This is a genomic window from Magnetospirillum fulvum MGU-K5 (assembly GCF_000442515.1).
Taxonomy (GTDB): Bacteria; Pseudomonadota; Alphaproteobacteria; order Rhodospirillales; family Magnetospirillaceae; genus Phaeospirillum; species Phaeospirillum fulvum_B.
In genome coordinates, this window is the sequence record NZ_AQPH01000005.1 from 50,631 (window position 1) to 67,625 (window position 16,995).

The following is a 16,995-nucleotide window of genomic DNA, read 5'->3' on the forward strand; positions in this document are numbered from 1 at the left end:
AGGAAGTCATGAGTTTGTATGGCGCGCTGTACTCAGGTGTCTCGGGCCTCTCCTCGCAATCGAGTGCGATGGGTGCGATTTCCGATAACATCTCGAACGTCAACACGATCGGCTATAAGGGAACCAAGGTCAATTTCCAGACCCTGGTCACCAACAATGCCGGTCTGACCGAATATTCGCCGGGCGGCGTGATGTCGAAGCCGCGAGCCGGGATCGACAATCAGGGCCTGTTGCAGGCGTCTTCAAGCACCACCGATCTCGCCCTGGCGGGTAACGGTATGTTCGTCGTCAATACCGATCCTGATCCGGCCACCTCGGGCAATGGCAGCTTCCAGTACACCCGCGCCGGATCGTTCAAGGTCGATAAGCAGGGCTTTCTGCAAAACGTGTCGGGCTATTACCTCCAGGGCTGGCCGCTGACCCCCACCGACAACAGCGCCGAAGCCCGTCCGGCCGAGACTCAGATCGACGGCCTGACCTATATGAAGGCCTATAAGGACCAGAACGGGACCTTCCACTACATCAATCAGAACATCGTCAACTCGACGGAACTGAAGTCGCTGAACCTGAAGACGATCGGCGGCACCGCCGATCCGACCACCCAAATCAAGCTCGGCCTCAACCTTCCGGCCGCCGACGCGGTGTTCAATCCGGCGGTGACCGGGTCGGGCGGGTTGCGTCAGACCAACACCCAGATTTATGACTCGCTGGGATCGACCCACAATCTGATCTTCAACTGGTCGAAGACCAACGCCAACCAGTGGGACATCCAGAACAACAGCAATTACTTCAACGTCAAGCAGGCCCTGACCGATACCACCGCGTCTCCCGACGTGATGGCGAAGTTCCAGATCGCCGGTCAATCCGACGGCAGCACCAAGACGGTGATCGACAGCTCTGTCGCTGGTCATGGTTCGGCGTTTTTCGCCAAATCGGGGGTCATCGCCTTTGCGACGGCGGGCGACGCCAGCCTGTTGCCCAAGGGAACGACGTTTACCGTCACCAACTCGCCGGATTCCGGCAATCTCGGGAACTTCCTGGTTGGCACCGGGGCGACCGCCTCGACGGCTTTGACCGCCGGAGCGCCGGCGGGCGGCACCTTGACCGTTGCCGCCAACGGCGCGACCAACACCTATTCGTCGGTCACCTATGGTGCGGGTAGCGCCACCTTCGGCGGTGCCAACATCCCCAGCCTGTCGGCTGGCGATATTATCCAGATCACCGACTCGGCGGGCACCACCGGCTTTTATCAGGTCGGCGCCGCCTACGTTACTGGCGCGGCGACCGTGCCGCTGACGCCGTGCAGCTATATCGGCATCAACACCGCGCCGTATCAGGTTCAGCGCGGAATCACCCCGCCGGAAGGCTCCGCCTCGCTCGATCTGCTCGATCCGACGGGCACCGGGGTCTATGCCTCGCAGGCGCGGATGGACTTCATCGCCAGCAGCCGCAGCGACATCGAAGCGATGGACGGCAAGACCTTCACCATTTCCGTCAATGGCCAGTCCCTGACGATCGAGTTCGACACCAACAATACCAACAGCCTGTACAACCGGGGAACCGGGGCAGGGTCGAGCAACATCATCATCGATCTGTCGAACAAGACGGCGGTCACCAGCGGTGCCGACGTGTCCAGACTGGTGGCGGCGGCTCTTAACAATGCCAGCAACTGGGATGCGGCGACCAACCTGAACCTGCCTGTGGCCGGAACCGTGGTCCCGATCGGGACCGACCGCCCGCTGTTCCGTGGCAACGGGGCGACGCTCGAAATCGTCCAGCAGCCGTCGGTCGGGGTCGATTATAAATTCAATCTGGCCGGTCTGGATGTCGGGTCGCCTGCCAGCACCAACAAGTTCAATGCCTGCACCCAGACCCAGACCCACGAATGGACGTCGTCGATCCCGCCGGTCGATAAGACCTCGGGCATGTTCACCCTGCACGGCATCACCGCGACCACCAGCCCGGCGGTCGTCTTCAATGGCGATGGCACCCCGCAGAAGATCATGAACACCGGCAGTGCGTCCGGTGCGGCCGGTCAGATCGCGCCGAAGCCGAAAATTTCGATCTCTTGGGCCAACGGTGCCCAGAGCATGACGACGGTTCCGAACGGCACCAGCGCCAACCACCAGATTTCGCTGTTCCTGGGCAATACCTCGGTCGGCGATGGTCTGACTCAGTTGGGCGACAAGTACACCACCGCCTTCAGCACCGCCGACGGGGCCAAGTTCGGCAATTTCACCGGTGTTTCGGTCGGGGCAGATGGTGTGGTGACGGCGTTGTTTGACAACGGTGTCCGCCGTCCGGTGTTCCAGATCCCCGTTGCCACCTTTACCAATCCCAACGGGTTGGAAGCAAAAAGTGGCAATTCCTGGATCGAGACCAACACCTCGGGATCTTACACCCTGCGCACGGCTCAAGAAGCGGGCGCGGCGGCGGTGACCGCCTCGTCGCTGGAATCCTCGACCGTCGATATCGGGACCGAGTTCACGACGATGATCGTCACCCAGCGCGCTTATTCGGCGGCGGCGAAGATCATCACCACCGCCGACCAGATGCTCGACGAATTGATCCAGATCAAGCGTTAGGGCAAACGATCCGACGAAACCGGCGCGCCGGGGAGAGCCTTCTCCCCGGCGCGTTTCTTTTCCAGAATGGCGCGGATGTGCCCCAACTCGCGTCCCATCCGCCGGATGTCGTGGAGCAGGGTCTCCATCACCAGGATCACCAACTCGGGGGTCTTGCCCAACTGGGTACGCAGCGCCGCCATCGGGATCACCAGACAGATGGTGTCGGCGATGGCCCGGGCGGCGGCCATTCGCGGTTCGCCGTCGATCAGCGCCATTTCGCCGAACACACCGTTCGGCCCGATCCGGCCCAGTTCGACCTCGTGCTCTTCGACTTGTTTGAAGATCGAAACCGTGCCGCTTTCGACGACATAGGCGACGTCGCCCGGTTCTCCCTCGGTGAAAATCATCTCGCCCGCGGCGAAGCTGCGGCGTCCGTTGCGGTCGGGGGTGGGCGCGGCGGGACGGCGTGATTCCGTCGACGGCGTGCTCAGCATCCGGACCGGCCCCCCGGCGGGTTGGACCAGTGGGGCTGGCCGGGGCAGGGGAGGCGCAACCCGGCGTTCAACCCCACCGGGCGGCGGCAGAGATAGGGAGCGCCGATCGGGACCGATGAAATCGGCGCTTTGGACGAAGGGGCGGGGATTAACCAGGGCATTGCGCACCCGGCGGAACAGCGATTCGGTCGAAAGCGGTTTGACCAGGAATTCGGTGACGCCGGAATTGATCGCGTCCAGCACCATCTCGCGCGAGGATTCGGTCGAGATGATGATCACGGCCAGATCGGTGCAGCCGACGCTGTCGCCGCTGCGTAAGCGGCGGGTGAAGTCGATCCCGCTCATCGGGCTGAGATCGTGGGCGACGATCACCAGATGGACGGTTTCGCGCCCCAGCAGATCAAGAGCGGCAGCGCCGTCGCCAGCTTCATGGATCGTGCGCAGGCCAAAGGAATGCAGCGCCGTCTTGACGAAAGAGCGGGCATAACGATTGTCGTCGATCACCAGCGCGACGATCGGGCCCAGATCGACGTCGATATCGATGTCCAAAAAGCGGGTCCTCCGACCTTGGAGCGGATGGTAGGTCAGCGTACCTCCGCTACCTTTCCGTGCCAAGGCCCGAAAAAGTCGGGGGGTTAGCGGGGCGGCAAGGTTGCCCGAGCGATGCCGGGGCGGATATGAATGCCTCCACAGAAAACAGGAGAGCCCGGTCATGGACGACGTTTCCCGCTTGCCGATCGGTATTTTCGATTCCGGGGTCGGCGGTTTGACCGTGCTAAAGGCGGTGCGCGAGCGTCTGCCCGACGAATCGTTGATCTATCTGGGCGATACCGCCCGGCTGCCCTATGGCACCAAAAGCGCCCAGACCGTCGCCGCCTATGCGCTGGAGGCGTCGCGGCGGCTGGTTTCGTTTGGGATCAAACTGTTGCTGGTGGCCGATAACACCTCGTCGGCCCACGCGCTTGATGCGTTGCGGGCCGAATTCCCCGGTCTGCCGGTGATCGGGGTGGTCGAGCCGGGCGCCGCCGCCGCCGCTGCCGCCTCGGCGCGGGGACGGATCGTCGTTGCCGCGACTGAAAGTACCATCCAGGCCGGAATCTATCCCCGCGCCATTCTCCATTCCCGCCCCAACGCGTTGGTGACGGCGCTGCCCTGTCCGCTGTTTGTCCCGATGGTCGAAGAAGGGCTGACCGACGGGCCGATTGCCGAGCAGATCGCCCGCCATTATCTCGACCCACTGTTTACCGGCCCCGACGCCGCCGATTGCCTGCTGTCGGGCTGCACCCATTTCCCGGCGCTGGCCGGGCTGTTCAGCCGTCTGCTCGGACCCGAGGTCGCGGTGGTCGATTCCGCCTCGACCACCGCGATGGTGGTCGAGGATTTGCTGGCGCTCCGGCGGCTGGCCAACCATTCCGGCCGCCCCGGCACGATCCGCACCCTGGTCACCGACGCTCCGGAACGCTTCGCCCGGGTGTCGCGGGTGTTCGTGCCGTGGGAAATCGATCCCGCCGAGGTCGAGACAATCGACCTCGTTTAGGCCGTCTTCGGCCGCGCGCCTAGAACGTGGCAGATCGCATAGACCAGATCGGCGCGGTTCAGGGTGTAGAAGTGGAACAGATCGACGCCTGCGGCCGACAGGATGCGGCATTGCTGGGCGGCGACGGTGGCGGCGACAAGACGGCGGGTTTCAGGATCGTCGTCAAGACCGGCGAACAGATCGGCCAGCCAGTCCGGCACTCCGGCTCCGCAGGCGGCGGAGAAGCGTTGCACCTGGGCGAAATTGGTTACCGGCAGGATGCCGGGGGCAACCGGAACGGTGATCCCGGCGGCGGCACAGCGGTCGCGGAAGCGCAGGAACACGGCGGGGTCGAAGAAATACTGGCTGATGGCGCGGGTCGCCCCGGCATCAATCTTGCGCTTCAGGTTCTCGATGTCGAAATCGGCCGAGGGCGCATCGGGGTGGGTCTCGGGATAGGCGGCGACCGAAATCTCGAAATCGGCGATCCGCTTCAGCCCGGCGACCATATCGACGGCATAGGCATAGCCCTGGGGATGCGGTTGATAGGGCTGTCCATCGGGCATGTCGCCGCGCAAGGCGACGATATGGCGGATGCCCTCGTCCCAATAGCGCCTGGCGATATCATCGACCTCGCCCCGTGAATGGCCGACGCAGGTCAGGTGCGCGGCGGGCTTCAGACTGGTTTCGTGGGCAATGCGCGAGACGATCTCGTGGGTGCGGTCGCGGGTGCCGCCCCCGGCACCATAGGTGACCGAGACGAATTCGGGCGACAACGGCTCCAGCCGCTGCACCGCTTCCCACAGCGAGTCCAGCATCTTGTCGGTCTTGGGCGGAAAGAACTCGAACGAAACGCTGACCGGACGGTGCGCGGCGTTGGCGATCGGCAGTTCGACAGAGGATACGGGATTCACGCGGAGACTCCTCGATGGTGTTTGCCAGCGGTCCAGACCATCACCGTCAGCGACTGTCCGGGAAGGCGAGTGATCGGGCCGGGTTCCAGTCCGGCGGCGGCGAACCACCCCGCGACCTCGGCGTCGGAAAAGCCAAGCCGACGGTGGGCATGGCGGTCGCGCAGAACTTCCAGTTCGTGCGGGGCGAAATCGACGATCACCATCAATCCGCCGGGGGCGAGGATACGGGCGGCCTCGGCCACGACGCGGGCCGGTTCGGCGGCGTAATGCAGCACCTGATGGATGGTGACGGCGTCGGCGGACAGATCGGGCAGCGGAAGCTGGGTGATGTCGCCCTGGCGCACCATGCAATGGCTGAGACCGGCGCGGTCGAGATTGGCGCGGGCCACCGCCAGCATCTCGCGCGAGAGGTCGATGCCGACGGCATGATCAACCCGCGTGGCGAACAATTCCAGCACCCGTCCGGTGCCGGTGCCGAGATCGACCAGCTCATGGGGGCGGCGGTCGCCGAAGGCGGCCAGCAGTGCTGCCTCGACCTCGGCCTCATCGACATGGAGCGAGCGCATCCGGTCCCAGCGCAAGGCGTTGGCGCTGAAATAGCTTTGCGCCTTTTCCGCCCGGGCGGCACGGGTTTCGGACAGACGCTGGCGATCGAGCGCCAGGATGGGATCGTCGGGGGGGAGCAGGTCAAGCAGATGATGGGCCAGCGCCGCGCCGACGCCGCGCGCCGCCAGCCGGTGGAACACCCAGGCCCCTTCGGGGAAGCGGTCGACCAGACCGGCATCGCACATCAGTTTCAGGTGGCGCGATACCCGCGGCTGGCTCTGGCCGAGAATGCGGGTCAGCTCGGTGACGGTGAGGTCGCCTTCGGCCAGGACGTGCAGCAACCGCAGCCGGGTCGGTTCGGCAGCGGCGCGCAATCCGGTCAGCAACGTATCCACCCCTCCGCCCCCTCATTCATACCAACCGGCCAAAGACTTGGCCGGTTGTATTGTCCCTCGGCCCAAGTGTGCGCATCCGCGCCCTTGGCCGCCGCCGCAATGGCGGCTCCTAGAAACATATAAACATATCTTTATACGATGAGGGCGGGTTCGTCCAGGCTTATACCATGTCCCGGGGGGTGTTCCGGTTATGACAGCGCGGCAACCGGACGGGCCAGGACCGGGCGGGCGGCGAAGGCGGGGGGATCAGAGGCGCGCAGCAGCGGTTCGAACTCGGCAACCGGCAGCGGGCGCGAGAAAAAGAAGCCCTGGGCGACGGTGCAATCCGACTCGCGCAGGAAGCGTAGCTGGGCCTCGGTCTCGACCCCTTCGGCGACCAGCCCCAGCCCCAGCGCATTGGCCATCGCGATGATCGCCCGGACGATCTCGGCTCCGTCCTTGCCCTGGTCGATATCGGCGACAAAGGCGCGGTCGATCTTCAAGGTGCGGATCGGCAGGCGGCGCAGATAGGCCAGGTTGGAATAGCCGCTGCCGAAATCGTCGATGGCGATGCCAAAGCCATGATCGCGCAGTCGCCACAACAGCGCGATGGCCAGATCGGGGTCGCGCATCACCGTCGATTCGGTGACTTCGATCTCGATCAAAGCGGGGGGAAGCCCGGCCTCTTCGACCAGGGCGATGATCCGGTCAATATCGCGTTCACGCTGGAAATGGCGCGGCGACAGATTGACCGCGACCGGAATGTCTCCGAATCCTTGCTGCCGCCATGACAACACCTGAGCGCAGGCGCGGCGCATCACCCATTCGCCGACGGCAACGATCAGGTCGCTTTCCTCGGCCTGAGGGATGAAATCGCCGGGGGGAATGATCCCTTCGCCGGGACGACGCCAGCGGACCAGCGCCTCGGCGCCGACAATCGCGCCGCTGCGTGTATCGACCTTGGGCTGGTAATAAAGTTCAAGCTGGTCCTGGGCGATGGCGTGGCGCAGCGCCACCGCGATATCAAGCCGCCGTAGCGCCCGGTTGTTCATCGCCTGATCGAAGAAGTGGAAGGTGTTGCGGCCGCGTCCCTTCGCCTCGAACAGCGCCATGTCGGCGTTCTTGATGAGGGTGGTGACGTCGCGTCCGTCCTGGGGATAGAGGCTGATTCCGATCGACACCCCGATCCGGATCAAGGTGGTGTTGAGCGCGACCGGAACGCCCACCGCCTCGATCAGCTTTTCGGCGACGCTGGCGGCCTCGCCGGGCGAGGAAATCGTTTCCAGCACCAGAACGAACTCGTCGCCGCCCCACCGGGCCACGGTGTCCATCCCGCGCACCGTCGCGGCGATCCGCTCGGCCACCGTGTTCAGCAGGCGGTCGCCTTGCTTGTGCCCCAGCGTGTCATTGATGACCTTGAAATTGTCGATATCGGCGAACAGCACCGCGATCTGGCGCTGGTGGCGCTCGGCGACGGCGATGGCGTGGCCCAGCCGGTCTTCGAGCAATTGGCGGTTGGGCAGGTTGGTCAGCGGATCGTGATAGGCGAGATGATGGATATCGCGATTGTGCTGGTCGATCTCGGCCAGCAACTGGTTATAGGCGCCGACCACTTCGCCCAGTTCGTCGCGGGCCTGCCACACCAGCGGCTCGCGAGTCTGGGTCGAGGCGTTGCGGAACAGCGAATCGCGCAGACGGCTGAGCGGCCGGGCGACGATCAGCCGCACCGCGATCAGGGTGGCGCCCCCCAGCAGCAGGAAGCTGCCGATCAGCACCAACAGGCCCCCGGCGCGCTGGCTGTGGATTTCGTCCTGAACCAGCCCATCATGAAAGGACACCTCCAGCCGCCCGACGGCGATGTCACCGGCCGGGCTTTTCTGGACCAGCGCCATCGTCTTGTGCAGGGCGGTGGTACCCTCCGGCTCGGCGCGATGGCCGCGCACGATGGCCATCACGATGTCGTCGGCATTGACCAGCCGGGCTTCCAGCAATTCCGGCACGTCGGCCGTTGCGGCGAACAGCCGCTCGACCGTCGAATCGTCGAACTCCCACAACGGCTTGACCAGCGCCGCCGCCAGGGTGATCGTGAAATTATCCAGCCGCAATTGCAGCGCGGCCATTCGCCCCCGCTCGTCGATCCGTTCAAAGGCGAGGAACATCGCCACGGTGCCGATCAGCATGCCGGGCAGGACGATCAGCAGCAATTTGGACCCGATACCGCGGGGGAAGGCGATGGTCACCGGCGCTTCTCCATTATTCGGCTCGAACGGCGTTGAGGTCGGTGGCGATGTCGGGATGGCGGTCGAGGTCGGCGAGGCGACGGTTGATCTCGGCCAGCCGGGACATGCGGTGCGCCGCCGTGCCGGGGGCTTTTTCATGCTCCAGCCGCCAGCGGCTTTCGAGCAGATCAAGCCGCCGCACCGGCACCAGATGGCGGTTGTCGGTGGCGGCAAATCCGCCCAGTTCCAGCCGGTCCAGCATCGTCCGTTCCGCCGCCAGTTCCTCGCCGGATTTGCCCGGAGCGGTGTGGCCGACATGAAGGAAAAAGTCCCGGATTGCGATTTTGTCGGACTCGGGCAGATCCTTGCGCCAGATCAGCGGGTTGGCCGGAATGGGCGGCGAGCGCCACACTTCGCGGACGCGTTGGGTGAGATCGGGTTGGGTGGTGGCGGCATGGTCGAGAATCTCGCTCGACACCGTTGCGGCATCCAGCCGTCCGGCCGCGACGCCTGCGATATTGTCGGGGTGGTTGCCCGGCACCACACGGCGGAACAGATCGCGGGGGTCAAGCCCACGGGTACGGAACAGGTAATAGCTGGGCACCACGGTCCCCGAGGTCGAGTTGGGATCGCCGATCCCCAGCGTCAGCGACGCGGCCGATGCGATCACCGCCTCGGCGCTGTCAAACGGCGCGGTCCGCGCCACGATCAGCAGGGAATGGTAATAGCCGAGTCCGCTTGGCCCGGTCTGGGCGGCGAACACCTCGGCTCCGGCTTTATCGACCGCTTCGATCGCCGATTTATTGCCGAAATAGCCGATCTTGTCGCGGCCGCTGCGGATACCCCAGATCGCCCCGGCATAATCCGGATACCAATGGACGGCGACCGGGACGCCCAGCCGCCGACCCAGCCGGTCGAGCAGGGGTTGCCACGCCGCCTCGGTTTCGGCCTGGGGCCGGGACGACAGCAGGGCAAAGCCGACCGGCTCGACCGCCTCCGCCGGAAAGCCGCACAGCAAGACGGCCAGCGCGCAGACGATCCGCCGACCCAGGGTTCGAACGAGGGCCACCATCACGCCGGTTCCACCACGGCATGATGGGTCAAAATCACCGAGACCAGCTTGTCCGGCGCACTCTTCGCCGCCTTTTTATGCTGGGCGATCGCCGCCGAAATTTCATCGGTGCTGACGGTGCGGCTGCCCGGCGGCAGCACCACCAGCACCGCACTGGCCGACAGCAGCGGAAAACGCTTGGTATGACCGTCGCGGTCCTGGGCGACGATGCAGCGGGCGGTGCGGGCCTCGTGATCGTAAAAGCTTTCGGCGTCCGAGGCGAAGCGGGCGATCAAGTCGCCGATCGCCTCGAAGGCTTCGGCCTCGTCGGCCCCTTGCAGCGCGATGAAGAAATCGTCGCCGCCGATATGGCCGACGAACCAGCGGCCCGCCACCGCCGTCTTGCGGCACAATTCGGCGAACAGCAAGATGGCGCGGTCGCCCTGGCGAAAGCCGTAGGTGTCGTTGAACGGCTTGAAATTATCGAAATCGATATAGGCCAGCACCGCGCCCTCGCCCGAGGCGGTGCAATCGGCGACATATTCCTCGATCACCACATTACCGGGCAGCTTGGTCAGCGGGTTTTCGTCGCGGGCGCGGGCCAGCGTCTTTTCATGCATCGCCCGGATCAGGGAGCGGGCGGTCAGAAAGCCGTGATAGATCATGTGCTCGGTGATCAAAATCCCCTCGGCATCCTCGATCGCGGCATAGATCGCCAGCATCTGGTCGAGCGGGGTTGAAATGTCGGCAATCGGGCAGCGCACCACGAAATCCTGCAACTTGCGCCCCAACGCCTTGTTGGCGATCAGATCCTTGCCGAACGCGGAATAGGCATAGTTCTTGAGATCGCTTTCGCGCACGATCCCCAGCGGTCGCCCGGCGCGATCGACCACCGGGACATAGCTGGTGTTATGGTCGCGGGCAAAGCGGTCGAACATGTCGCGGATCGGGGCGTCGTTGATGATCGCCGGGATCTGGTCCATCTGCTGCGACACCCAGCGCTGGTCGATCTGACGCCGCCTGCGGTCCTGTTGCGCCAGCCCGTCCAGCCGCGCGTAATGGCCCGAAAGCCGGGCGGGATCAGTCTCGGGCGGGGCGATGTAAAAGCCCTGGACCAGATCAAGGCCCAGTTCGCGGCAGACGGTCAGTTCGCGCCCGGTCTCGATCCCGACCGCGATCACCTCGATTCCCAGGGTGTGGGCCATCCCGATCAATTGGGCCAGCACCACGCGCTTGCGCGCCTCGGATTCGATGCCGCGAATGAGGGCGCGGTCGATCTTGATGAAATCGGGATCGCACCCGATCAGCAGATTGAACGAATCCGCCGAGCCGCCAAAACGATCGACCGCGACCATTCCGCCCTGGCGGCGCATCTTGGCGGGGGGATAAAGGCTGGGACCGCCGCCATCGGGCAGGCCGGAAATCTCGGTGACGATATGGGCGAAACCGGGCTGGAGCAGGGTCCGGGTCGCCTCCATAATCGCGTCAAGGTCGGGCGCGGCGCGGGGATCGAGGTTGAGGAACAGCGCCGCCCCGGTCAGCACCGGAGAGAGGCTGGCGCGTTCGGCGACCAGGGCGCGGATCGCGACTTCCAACTCGGTCAGATGGCCCGCCGCCGCTGCCGCGGACAACAAGTCCTCGGCCGAGCCGACGCCATGCCGTTCCCATCCGCGCACCAGCACTTCGTGCCCAAAGCACTGACCCGAGTGAATATTGACGATCGCCTGAAACGCGACGTCGAGATCGGAAAAGGTGACCATCTGCCAAGCAATCAGCCGTCCGCCGGAAGGGCCCGCCGGACCCGGCGCGAAAAGATGCCCGGTCCGTCCGGTCAGGCGGACGGCATTATAGCGGTCTCGTCACCAGATGACACTGCAACCGATGTGGGTAACAAATGAATCACATCTGATGCAAATCGTTGATTTTAATTAAAATTATTCCCATGAAAGGCGGGTGTCGGGTCGGCTTATCGCTTGCCGACCTCGTGATCCCAGATTGTTTCAGGCGCTTCGAATCCGCCCATCGCGCTCAACAGACCGACCGGGTCGGCTTCGACCGCGACCATCGTCCGATGACGGGCGCGCATGAATCCCTCGGCGGCGACATGGTCGAGAAACACCTGGAGATGGGTGTAATAGCCCTCGACATCGAGAAAGCCGAGCGGCTTGGCGTGGATGCCGATCTGGCTCCAGGTCCAGACTTCGAACAACTCGTCCAGGGTGCCGATCCCGCCCGGCATTGCGATGAAGCCGTCTGACAACTCGGCCATCAGTGCCTTGCGCGCATGCATCGAATCGACGACGTGGAGTTCGGTCAGACCGGTATGGGCGACTTCGCGGGTCACCATCGAATCCGGGATCACCCCGATCGCCCGGCCCCCGGCGGCGAGCACTTCATCGGCGATCACCCCCATCAGCCCGACATTGCCACCGCCATAGACCAACTCCAGTTCCCGGTCCACCAGCAGGCGGCCCAGCGCCCGTGCCGCCTCGGTATAAGCCGGACGGGCACCGAAGCTGGAACCGCAGAACACACAGACCCGCCGCATCCTCATTTCTCCGTCAGAATCCGGTTGAAGGCGGCGACCGCCGCCGCCGGGCCTTCGGGGTGGTTCCACACCCCACCCGAGACCGCCAGGAAGTCGGTTCCGGCTTTGACCAGCGGGCGGCAATTCTCGACGGTGATGCCGCCGATCGCGACGCAGGGGACGGTGAACAATTCGCTCCACCAATACAGCAGATCGACATCGGCCCGCGTCGGCGCGTCCTTGGTCTCGGTCGGGAAGAAGGCGCCGAACGCGACGTAATCGGCCCCGGCTTCGCCCGCTTCCATCGCCAGATGGCGGGAATCGTGACAGGTGACGCCGATGATCCCGTCCGGCCCGATCGCTTCGCGCGCCTGGGCATAGGGCATGTCGCCCTGGCCGATATGAACGCCGTCGCAGCCGGTTTCAAAGGCGAGATCGGGGCGGTCGTTGAGCAGGACGGCGACGCCGCGCCGCTGGGCGGGCGGGCGCAGGACATCGACCAGCCGGGCCAGGGAATCGTCGTCCAGACCCTTGGCGCGGATTTGCAGACAGGCGACATCACCGGCATCCAGCGCCTGTTCCAGGGTGTTGACCCATTGCTTCGGGGCTTCGATGACCGGGGGGGTGATCAGATAGAGACGGCTGTTGCGGGGAGAAATGGCGGACCTCGTGGGGAATCGGGAGGGGGAGAAACAAGTAGAAGCACGGATGGCGGCGTCGTGGCAACCCGCCGCCCTGAAAGGATCACAATTCGTCCCTTTTGTTGCCACACGCAAGAGCGACAGTCTTCCTCACCGAACGGCCGATACGGTCTTCGGATCGAAACACCAAAGACGAAGGACTTGCCGTCATGAATGCCACCCGTTTCGTCGCCGCCGCCTTCATCGCCGCCTCCCTGCTGCCGGTTGCGGCGATGGCAGAGACGAAGGCCGTCCCCCCGGCCGCCGATGCCCCGGCGATGGCGCCGTCCGGCAAGGCCGATGCCGCGAAGTCCGACCATGCGACCAAGGAAAAGGGCAAGGTCGAGGCGGCCAAGGACGAGCATGACAAGGCCAAGGCCCACAAGACCGACAAGAAGGGCCACGAGGCCGAGAAGAAAGGGCATGAAGGCGATAAGGCGACCGACGCCAAGTCTCAGCCGAAGGCCGAGACCCCGGCGGCGCCCGCTGCTCCGGCCACTCCCGCCACGCCAGCCCCTGCCGCGAACTGATCGCGCTCCGGCCAGGGGGGCAGCACGCTGCCCCCCAGTGCGGCGGCGATGGCGGTTACCGCCGCCAGAGCCGCCGGACCGGCATCAAGCCGGACAACACGGCATCCCGCCCGCAAGGCGGCCAGGGCCAGACCGGGGGCGCTGCCGCAATCGAGCACCGCTTCGACCGGAACATTGCCCGCTTCGGCGGTGATTTCCTCGACCAGAGCCTGCCACCAGCCGATCCCGTACCATCCGGCGGCGGCGGCGGGACTTTCCAGACACAGGGGCCGCTCCAGCGCTCGCGCCGTCGTCAGCGCGGCAAAGGCTTGTTCGGGGGTGGCAACCTCGATCCGCACCGGCCTCGGTCCGCTCATTCCTCGCTCCACGGCAGATCGCGGGCCCGCACCCGCTTCCAGGCGCGCTCGGCCTCGGCCAGCATCGCCGCCTGCCGGGCGGTGTGCCATCCCGAGACCAGCCCGGCGGCGCGGGCATGGCGGCCGCCGCTCGATCCCGACGCCAGCTTTGGCCCGGCGACGGCGACGTCGTTGAGGCGGCCCAGCGCATCCTGAACCTCGGTCAGTTCGCCCAGGAACACCTTCATCTGCTTGCGCGGCACCAGAGAGGCGAAGAATTCGGCGGTATAGCGGGTCTGCTTGCACAGGATGCGGACGGCGTGACGTTCCTCGGGCGACAGACGGCTCAGGCTGTCGCCGCCCTGGCGCAGCATTCGCCGGGTGGCCTTGCCCAATCGCCGCAGCGCGAACGGCCCGATCGGTGCCTCCAGCTTGCGCCGCAGCGGCTCGCCCGGCGCGCCCAGCCAGTCACCCGCCTCGACCCAGGCGGTGAGGTCGAGCACCAGCGCCGCAAAGCGACGGTCGCGCACCGCGCCCACGGCGGCATCCAGCCGGGCGTCGCGGTCGCTGCGCCAATACTCGCGCAGCGCGGCCAGCCCGGCATCGTCCGGATAATCCTGAACCACCGGATCGATGATATCGGACAAAAAGACCTCGGCATCGCGGGCCGGTCCCAGCCGCTCCAGCAGCCAGCGCAGATCGTCTTTGACCTCGGTCAGGCGGGGCGAGGCGACCAGGGGACGGAACACCCGGAGCGCCGACCGCAGGCGGCGCAGCGCCACCCGCATCTGGTGGATCGCCTCGGCATCGCCGGTGGCAAGCAGACAGCGTTCATTGACCAGCAGGTGATCGAGGCAGGAGCGGGCGATGGTCTGGAACGCGGCGGCCGCCGTCAGGTCCGGCCCGATCTGGGGGATCCGTCCCTTGACGGGGCGGTTGGTGTCTCCGGTCGCCAATTTGACCCCCCTTTCCGACTTGCTGATCGACAGCGGTCGCGCCGGTACGGTGTCCAACACCTGCCGGGCCAGCCGAAACAGCCGGTCGGGCGATCCCCGGAGCAGCTCGAATTCAACCTCGCAGATCGGTTCGGACAGGGGGCCAGCGATCACCTCGCCCAGATCAAGCGCCGCTTCGACCTCCCACCCGTGCTCGTCTCCGCCCAGGCGAAAGATCGTCCGGTTGACCTGGGTCGAAAAGACCGGACCCAATCGCCGGATCAGCGCATCATCGGCAAAGACCGGCAATCCGGTCGCGCGCAAATGGCTGGGGTCGGGCACCGGACGGTCCAGCGACTGTTCCCATTCGGGACGGTCGAACAGACCGGCCCCGCCGCTTCCGGTCGCCTTGACGGTCTGGACCAGACCATCGCCGGTCCAACGGACCCGCAGCGAAACGCCCGCAGCGGCCAGGGTAAAGTCGGGTGTGTCGAAATAGATCGAGGCCAACCGCCGTGGCGGGGGTGGCGCTTCCCCCTCCGACGACAACGGCGGACTCAACGATAACAGGGCGATGTCGTCGGGCGACACTCCCAGCTTCAATTCGATTTCGCGTCCGTCCATCGGCTATCCCGTCGACTGGTCGGCGGCGATGATAACAGCCACCCACCCCCGCGCCAACGTCTGGTCGCGTCTTTGACGCATGAACTTTCCCTGACACTCTAATTGGCTGAAAACAGAAAGGCCCGCTCCCTGAAAAGTCTGGACCGTCTCAATGTGCCGGGCCGTCTTGCCCTGACGCTCGAAACGCCGAAATACCGTATTTCCGCAGCCGGTTAGGGGGTGGCCGTCAGGGGCTTGAGTGGCCCGGCGATGTATGGGAGGATGACATCCGCATCGATGATGATGGCCGGATGCTTGGCTTGCGAGGTCGGGAACAATGAAAACGGGACGCTTCGCCCCCATCGTCCTGGCCGCGCTGGCGACCGGAACGCTGGCGGCCTGTGGCGCTTTGACCCAGCCGCACGAGTTCGCCGACGATGTTCGCCTTTTTGTCGATAACGGCAGCCAGACATCGCAGGCGCTGAACGCCCTGACCCGCAGCGAAATGACCGAGGCCGAGCGCCATGCCTTGCTGGCGCTCCGGATCAATCCGCGCGACCCCTATGCGCTGTATGTCGCCGGAATGGTCTATCAATCGACCGGGCGTTTTGACCTTGCCCATCAATATTACGAAGCGCTGATCGCCAACCAGCCCCAGGCCACCCTGACCACCACCGTCCAGGGTATGCCCCAGGTCCGCAGCCTGATCGACATCGCCCAGGCCAATCTGGCCGTGGTCGATCGCCTCAGCGGGCGCTATATCCCGCGCTCGGCCGCTCAATCGGGGCGGATGCCCGATCTCGACACCCTGGCCGGAGAGCCGCGAGCCCCGATCGCGGGCGGACGCGGCCCGATTGTCGCCCAACCGCTCGACGCCAGCGGCGCGCCCGGTCCCGCCGTCGGTCCGACCGATGGGGAGAGCAATATCGCCAGCCGCTTCCGTCTGCTGAAGCGCCTGCTCGACGAAGGGCTGATTACCCCAGACGAATATTCCCGCCGCCGCGCCGCCAATCTGGGGGCGCTGGTGCCCCATGCCGTTCCCACGCCTCCGGCGTTGGGGCTGGATCGTCCTGCTCCCGGCGATTCCCAGGTGCTTGACCGGCTGAAGGCGCTGACCCAATCGCTGGAAACCCGCGCCATCAGTCCGGCCGAACATGCCGCCGAGCGGACGACGATTCTTGATGCCTTGCTGCCCGCGACGCCACGCCAGCTTGACCTGCCGCCGCTGCCGGTCAAGGGAGTGATGGAGGGGGCCGCCGCCGTCGGTCGCGCCGAGCGGCTGCGCGCCGCCGGGCTGATCTCGGCCGATGAATCCCGTTCGGAACGCAGCGCGGTCGAACGCCAACTGGACGGGTTGAACGGGACGGCTCCGGTCTCGGCCCTGCGTCAGGCTCCCACCAGCAGCCGGGCCAAGGCCGCCGCCGCCTCTCCCGCCGGGATCGGGGTGATCCTCGCCACCCTGAAAAGCGAAGACGCCGCCCGCACCGGCTGGGCCAGGATCAAGGCCAAGTTCCCCGAGGAACTGGGCGGGATGGAGGCCAGCATCTTCCAGGTCGAATTGCCGAAACGGGGCACCCGCTGGCAGGTCGTCGCCGGGCCGATCAAAAGCCGGGACGAAGCCCGCAAGCTGTGCAAGACGCTGCGGCTGTACCGTCAGCCCTGCGACGTCAACGGCTGATCCCCTTCGCCCGGCCTGCTTTGGTC

At 65.5% G+C, this 16,995-nt stretch carries 14 protein-coding genes; 4 read left to right on the forward strand and 10 right to left on the reverse strand.

Annotation, left to right across the window (positions count from 1 at the left end; all coding sequences use genetic code 11):
- The first annotated feature begins 8 nt into the window (after positions 1-8).
- On the forward strand, positions 9-2,585 hold the full coding sequence (locus K678_RS02480; protein ID WP_039851869.1) for a flagellar hook-basal body complex protein: 2,577 nt from the start codon (positions 9-11) through the stop codon (positions 2,583-2,585).
- Here the strand turns inward: K678_RS02480 and K678_RS02485 are convergent.
- Positions 2,582-3,610: a cyclic nucleotide-binding domain-containing protein gene (locus K678_RS02485; protein ID WP_021130881.1), complete on the reverse strand. Its 1,029-nt coding sequence runs from the start codon at positions 3,608-3,610 to the stop codon at positions 2,582-2,584. The genes K678_RS02480 and K678_RS02485 overlap by 4 nt on opposite strands.
- 163 nt (positions 3,611-3,773) lie before the next feature.
- On the opposite strand from K678_RS02485, the gene murI reads away from it, so the two are divergent.
- Positions 3,774-4,598 (forward strand): glutamate racemase, encoded by an 825-nt coding sequence (gene murI, locus K678_RS02490; protein ID WP_021130882.1) that lies wholly within the window; start codon positions 3,774-3,776, stop codon positions 4,596-4,598.
- Here murI and metF read toward each other — a convergent pair.
- The 7 genes from metF to thiE form a co-directional block, all read right to left on the reverse strand.
- A complete protein-coding gene (metF, locus tag K678_RS02495; RefSeq protein ID WP_021130883.1) occupies positions 4,595-5,491 on the reverse strand; it encodes a methylenetetrahydrofolate reductase in 897 nt (298 codons plus the stop codon). The genes murI and metF overlap by 4 nt on opposite strands.
- A complete protein-coding gene (locus K678_RS02500) occupies positions 5,488-6,432 on the reverse strand; it encodes an ArsR/SmtB family transcription factor (RefSeq protein ID WP_021130884.1) in 945 nt (314 codons plus the stop codon). Before K678_RS02500 ends, metF begins: the two co-directional genes overlap by 4 nt.
- Positions 6,433-6,620: 188 nt before the next feature.
- The gene (locus K678_RS17525; protein WP_021130885.1) at positions 6,621-8,651 is read right to left on the reverse strand and encodes a putative bifunctional diguanylate cyclase/phosphodiesterase; all 2,031 of its coding nucleotides are present in this window, start codon (positions 8,649-8,651) and stop codon (positions 6,621-6,623) included.
- A gap of 13 nt (positions 8,652-8,664) precedes the next feature.
- Positions 8,665-9,702, reverse strand: a complete 1,038-nt coding sequence (gene phnD, locus K678_RS02510) for a phosphate/phosphite/phosphonate ABC transporter substrate-binding protein (protein ID WP_021130886.1) — start codon at positions 9,700-9,702, stop codon at positions 8,665-8,667.
- Complete coding sequence (locus tag K678_RS02515; protein WP_021130887.1) at positions 9,702-11,441, reverse strand: bifunctional diguanylate cyclase/phosphodiesterase; 1,740 nt, start codon at positions 11,439-11,441, stop codon at positions 9,702-9,704. Before K678_RS02515 ends, phnD begins: the two co-directional genes overlap by 1 nt.
- 206 nt (positions 11,442-11,647) lie before the next feature.
- Positions 11,648-12,229 (reverse strand): LOG family protein, encoded by a 582-nt coding sequence (locus K678_RS02520; RefSeq protein WP_021130888.1) that lies wholly within the window; start codon positions 12,227-12,229, stop codon positions 11,648-11,650.
- Between the two features lie 2 nt (positions 12,230-12,231).
- Complete coding sequence (thiE, locus tag K678_RS02525) at positions 12,232-12,867, reverse strand: thiamine phosphate synthase (RefSeq protein ID WP_039851896.1); 636 nt, start codon at positions 12,865-12,867, stop codon at positions 12,232-12,234.
- A 191-nt stretch (positions 12,868-13,058) separates the two neighbouring features.
- Here thiE and K678_RS02530 point away from each other — a divergent pair, with 191 nt between their 5' ends.
- Positions 13,059-13,418, forward strand: a complete 360-nt coding sequence (locus K678_RS02530) for a hypothetical protein (RefSeq protein WP_021130890.1) — start codon at positions 13,059-13,061, stop codon at positions 13,416-13,418.
- Here the strand turns inward: K678_RS02530 and K678_RS02535 are convergent.
- A complete protein-coding gene (locus K678_RS02535; protein WP_155804423.1) occupies positions 13,343-13,774 on the reverse strand; it encodes a beta/alpha barrel domain-containing protein in 432 nt (143 codons plus the stop codon). The genes K678_RS02530 and K678_RS02535 overlap by 76 nt on opposite strands.
- Positions 13,771-15,312 (reverse strand): CYTH and CHAD domain-containing protein, encoded by a 1,542-nt coding sequence (locus K678_RS02540; protein ID WP_021130892.1) that lies wholly within the window; start codon positions 15,310-15,312, stop codon positions 13,771-13,773. Before K678_RS02540 ends, K678_RS02535 begins: the two co-directional genes overlap by 4 nt.
- A gap of 316 nt (positions 15,313-15,628) precedes the next feature.
- Here K678_RS02540 and K678_RS02545 point away from each other — a divergent pair, with 316 nt between their 5' ends.
- Positions 15,629-16,969 carry an SPOR domain-containing protein gene (locus K678_RS02545; protein ID WP_021130893.1) on the forward strand — a complete coding sequence of 447 codons (1,341 nt, stop codon included), beginning with the start codon at positions 15,629-15,631 and terminating at the stop codon, positions 16,967-16,969.
- Positions 16,970-16,995: the final 26 nt, after the last annotated feature.

Bases quoted from the DNA above. Each gene is read 5' to 3' on its own strand.
- K678_RS02520 (WP_021130888.1), bottom strand. From the start codon at position 12,229: ATGCGGCGGGTCTGTGTGTTCTGCGGTTCCAGCTTCGGTGCCCGTCCG.
- K678_RS02540 (WP_021130892.1), bottom strand. From the start codon at position 15,312: ATGGACGGACGCGAAATCGAATTGAAGCTGGGAGTGTCGCCCGACGAC.
- K678_RS02480 (WP_039851869.1), top strand. From the start codon at position 9: ATGAGTTTGTATGGCGCGCTGTACTCAGGTGTCTCGGGCCTCTCCTCG.
- K678_RS02535 (WP_155804423.1), bottom strand. From the start codon at position 13,774: ATGAGCGGACCGAGGCCGGTGCGGATCGAGGTTGCCACCCCCGAACAA.
- murI (WP_021130882.1), top strand. From the start codon at position 3,774: ATGGACGACGTTTCCCGCTTGCCGATCGGTATTTTCGATTCCGGGGTC.
- phnD (WP_021130886.1), bottom strand. From the start codon at position 9,702: ATGGTGGCCCTCGTTCGAACCCTGGGTCGGCGGATCGTCTGCGCGCTG.
- K678_RS02545 (WP_021130893.1), top strand. From the start codon at position 15,629: ATGAAAACGGGACGCTTCGCCCCCATCGTCCTGGCCGCGCTGGCGACC.
- K678_RS02515 (WP_021130887.1), bottom strand. From the start codon at position 11,441: ATGGTCACCTTTTCCGATCTCGACGTCGCGTTTCAGGCGATCGTCAAT.
- K678_RS02530 (WP_021130890.1), top strand. From the start codon at position 13,059: ATGAATGCCACCCGTTTCGTCGCCGCCGCCTTCATCGCCGCCTCCCTG.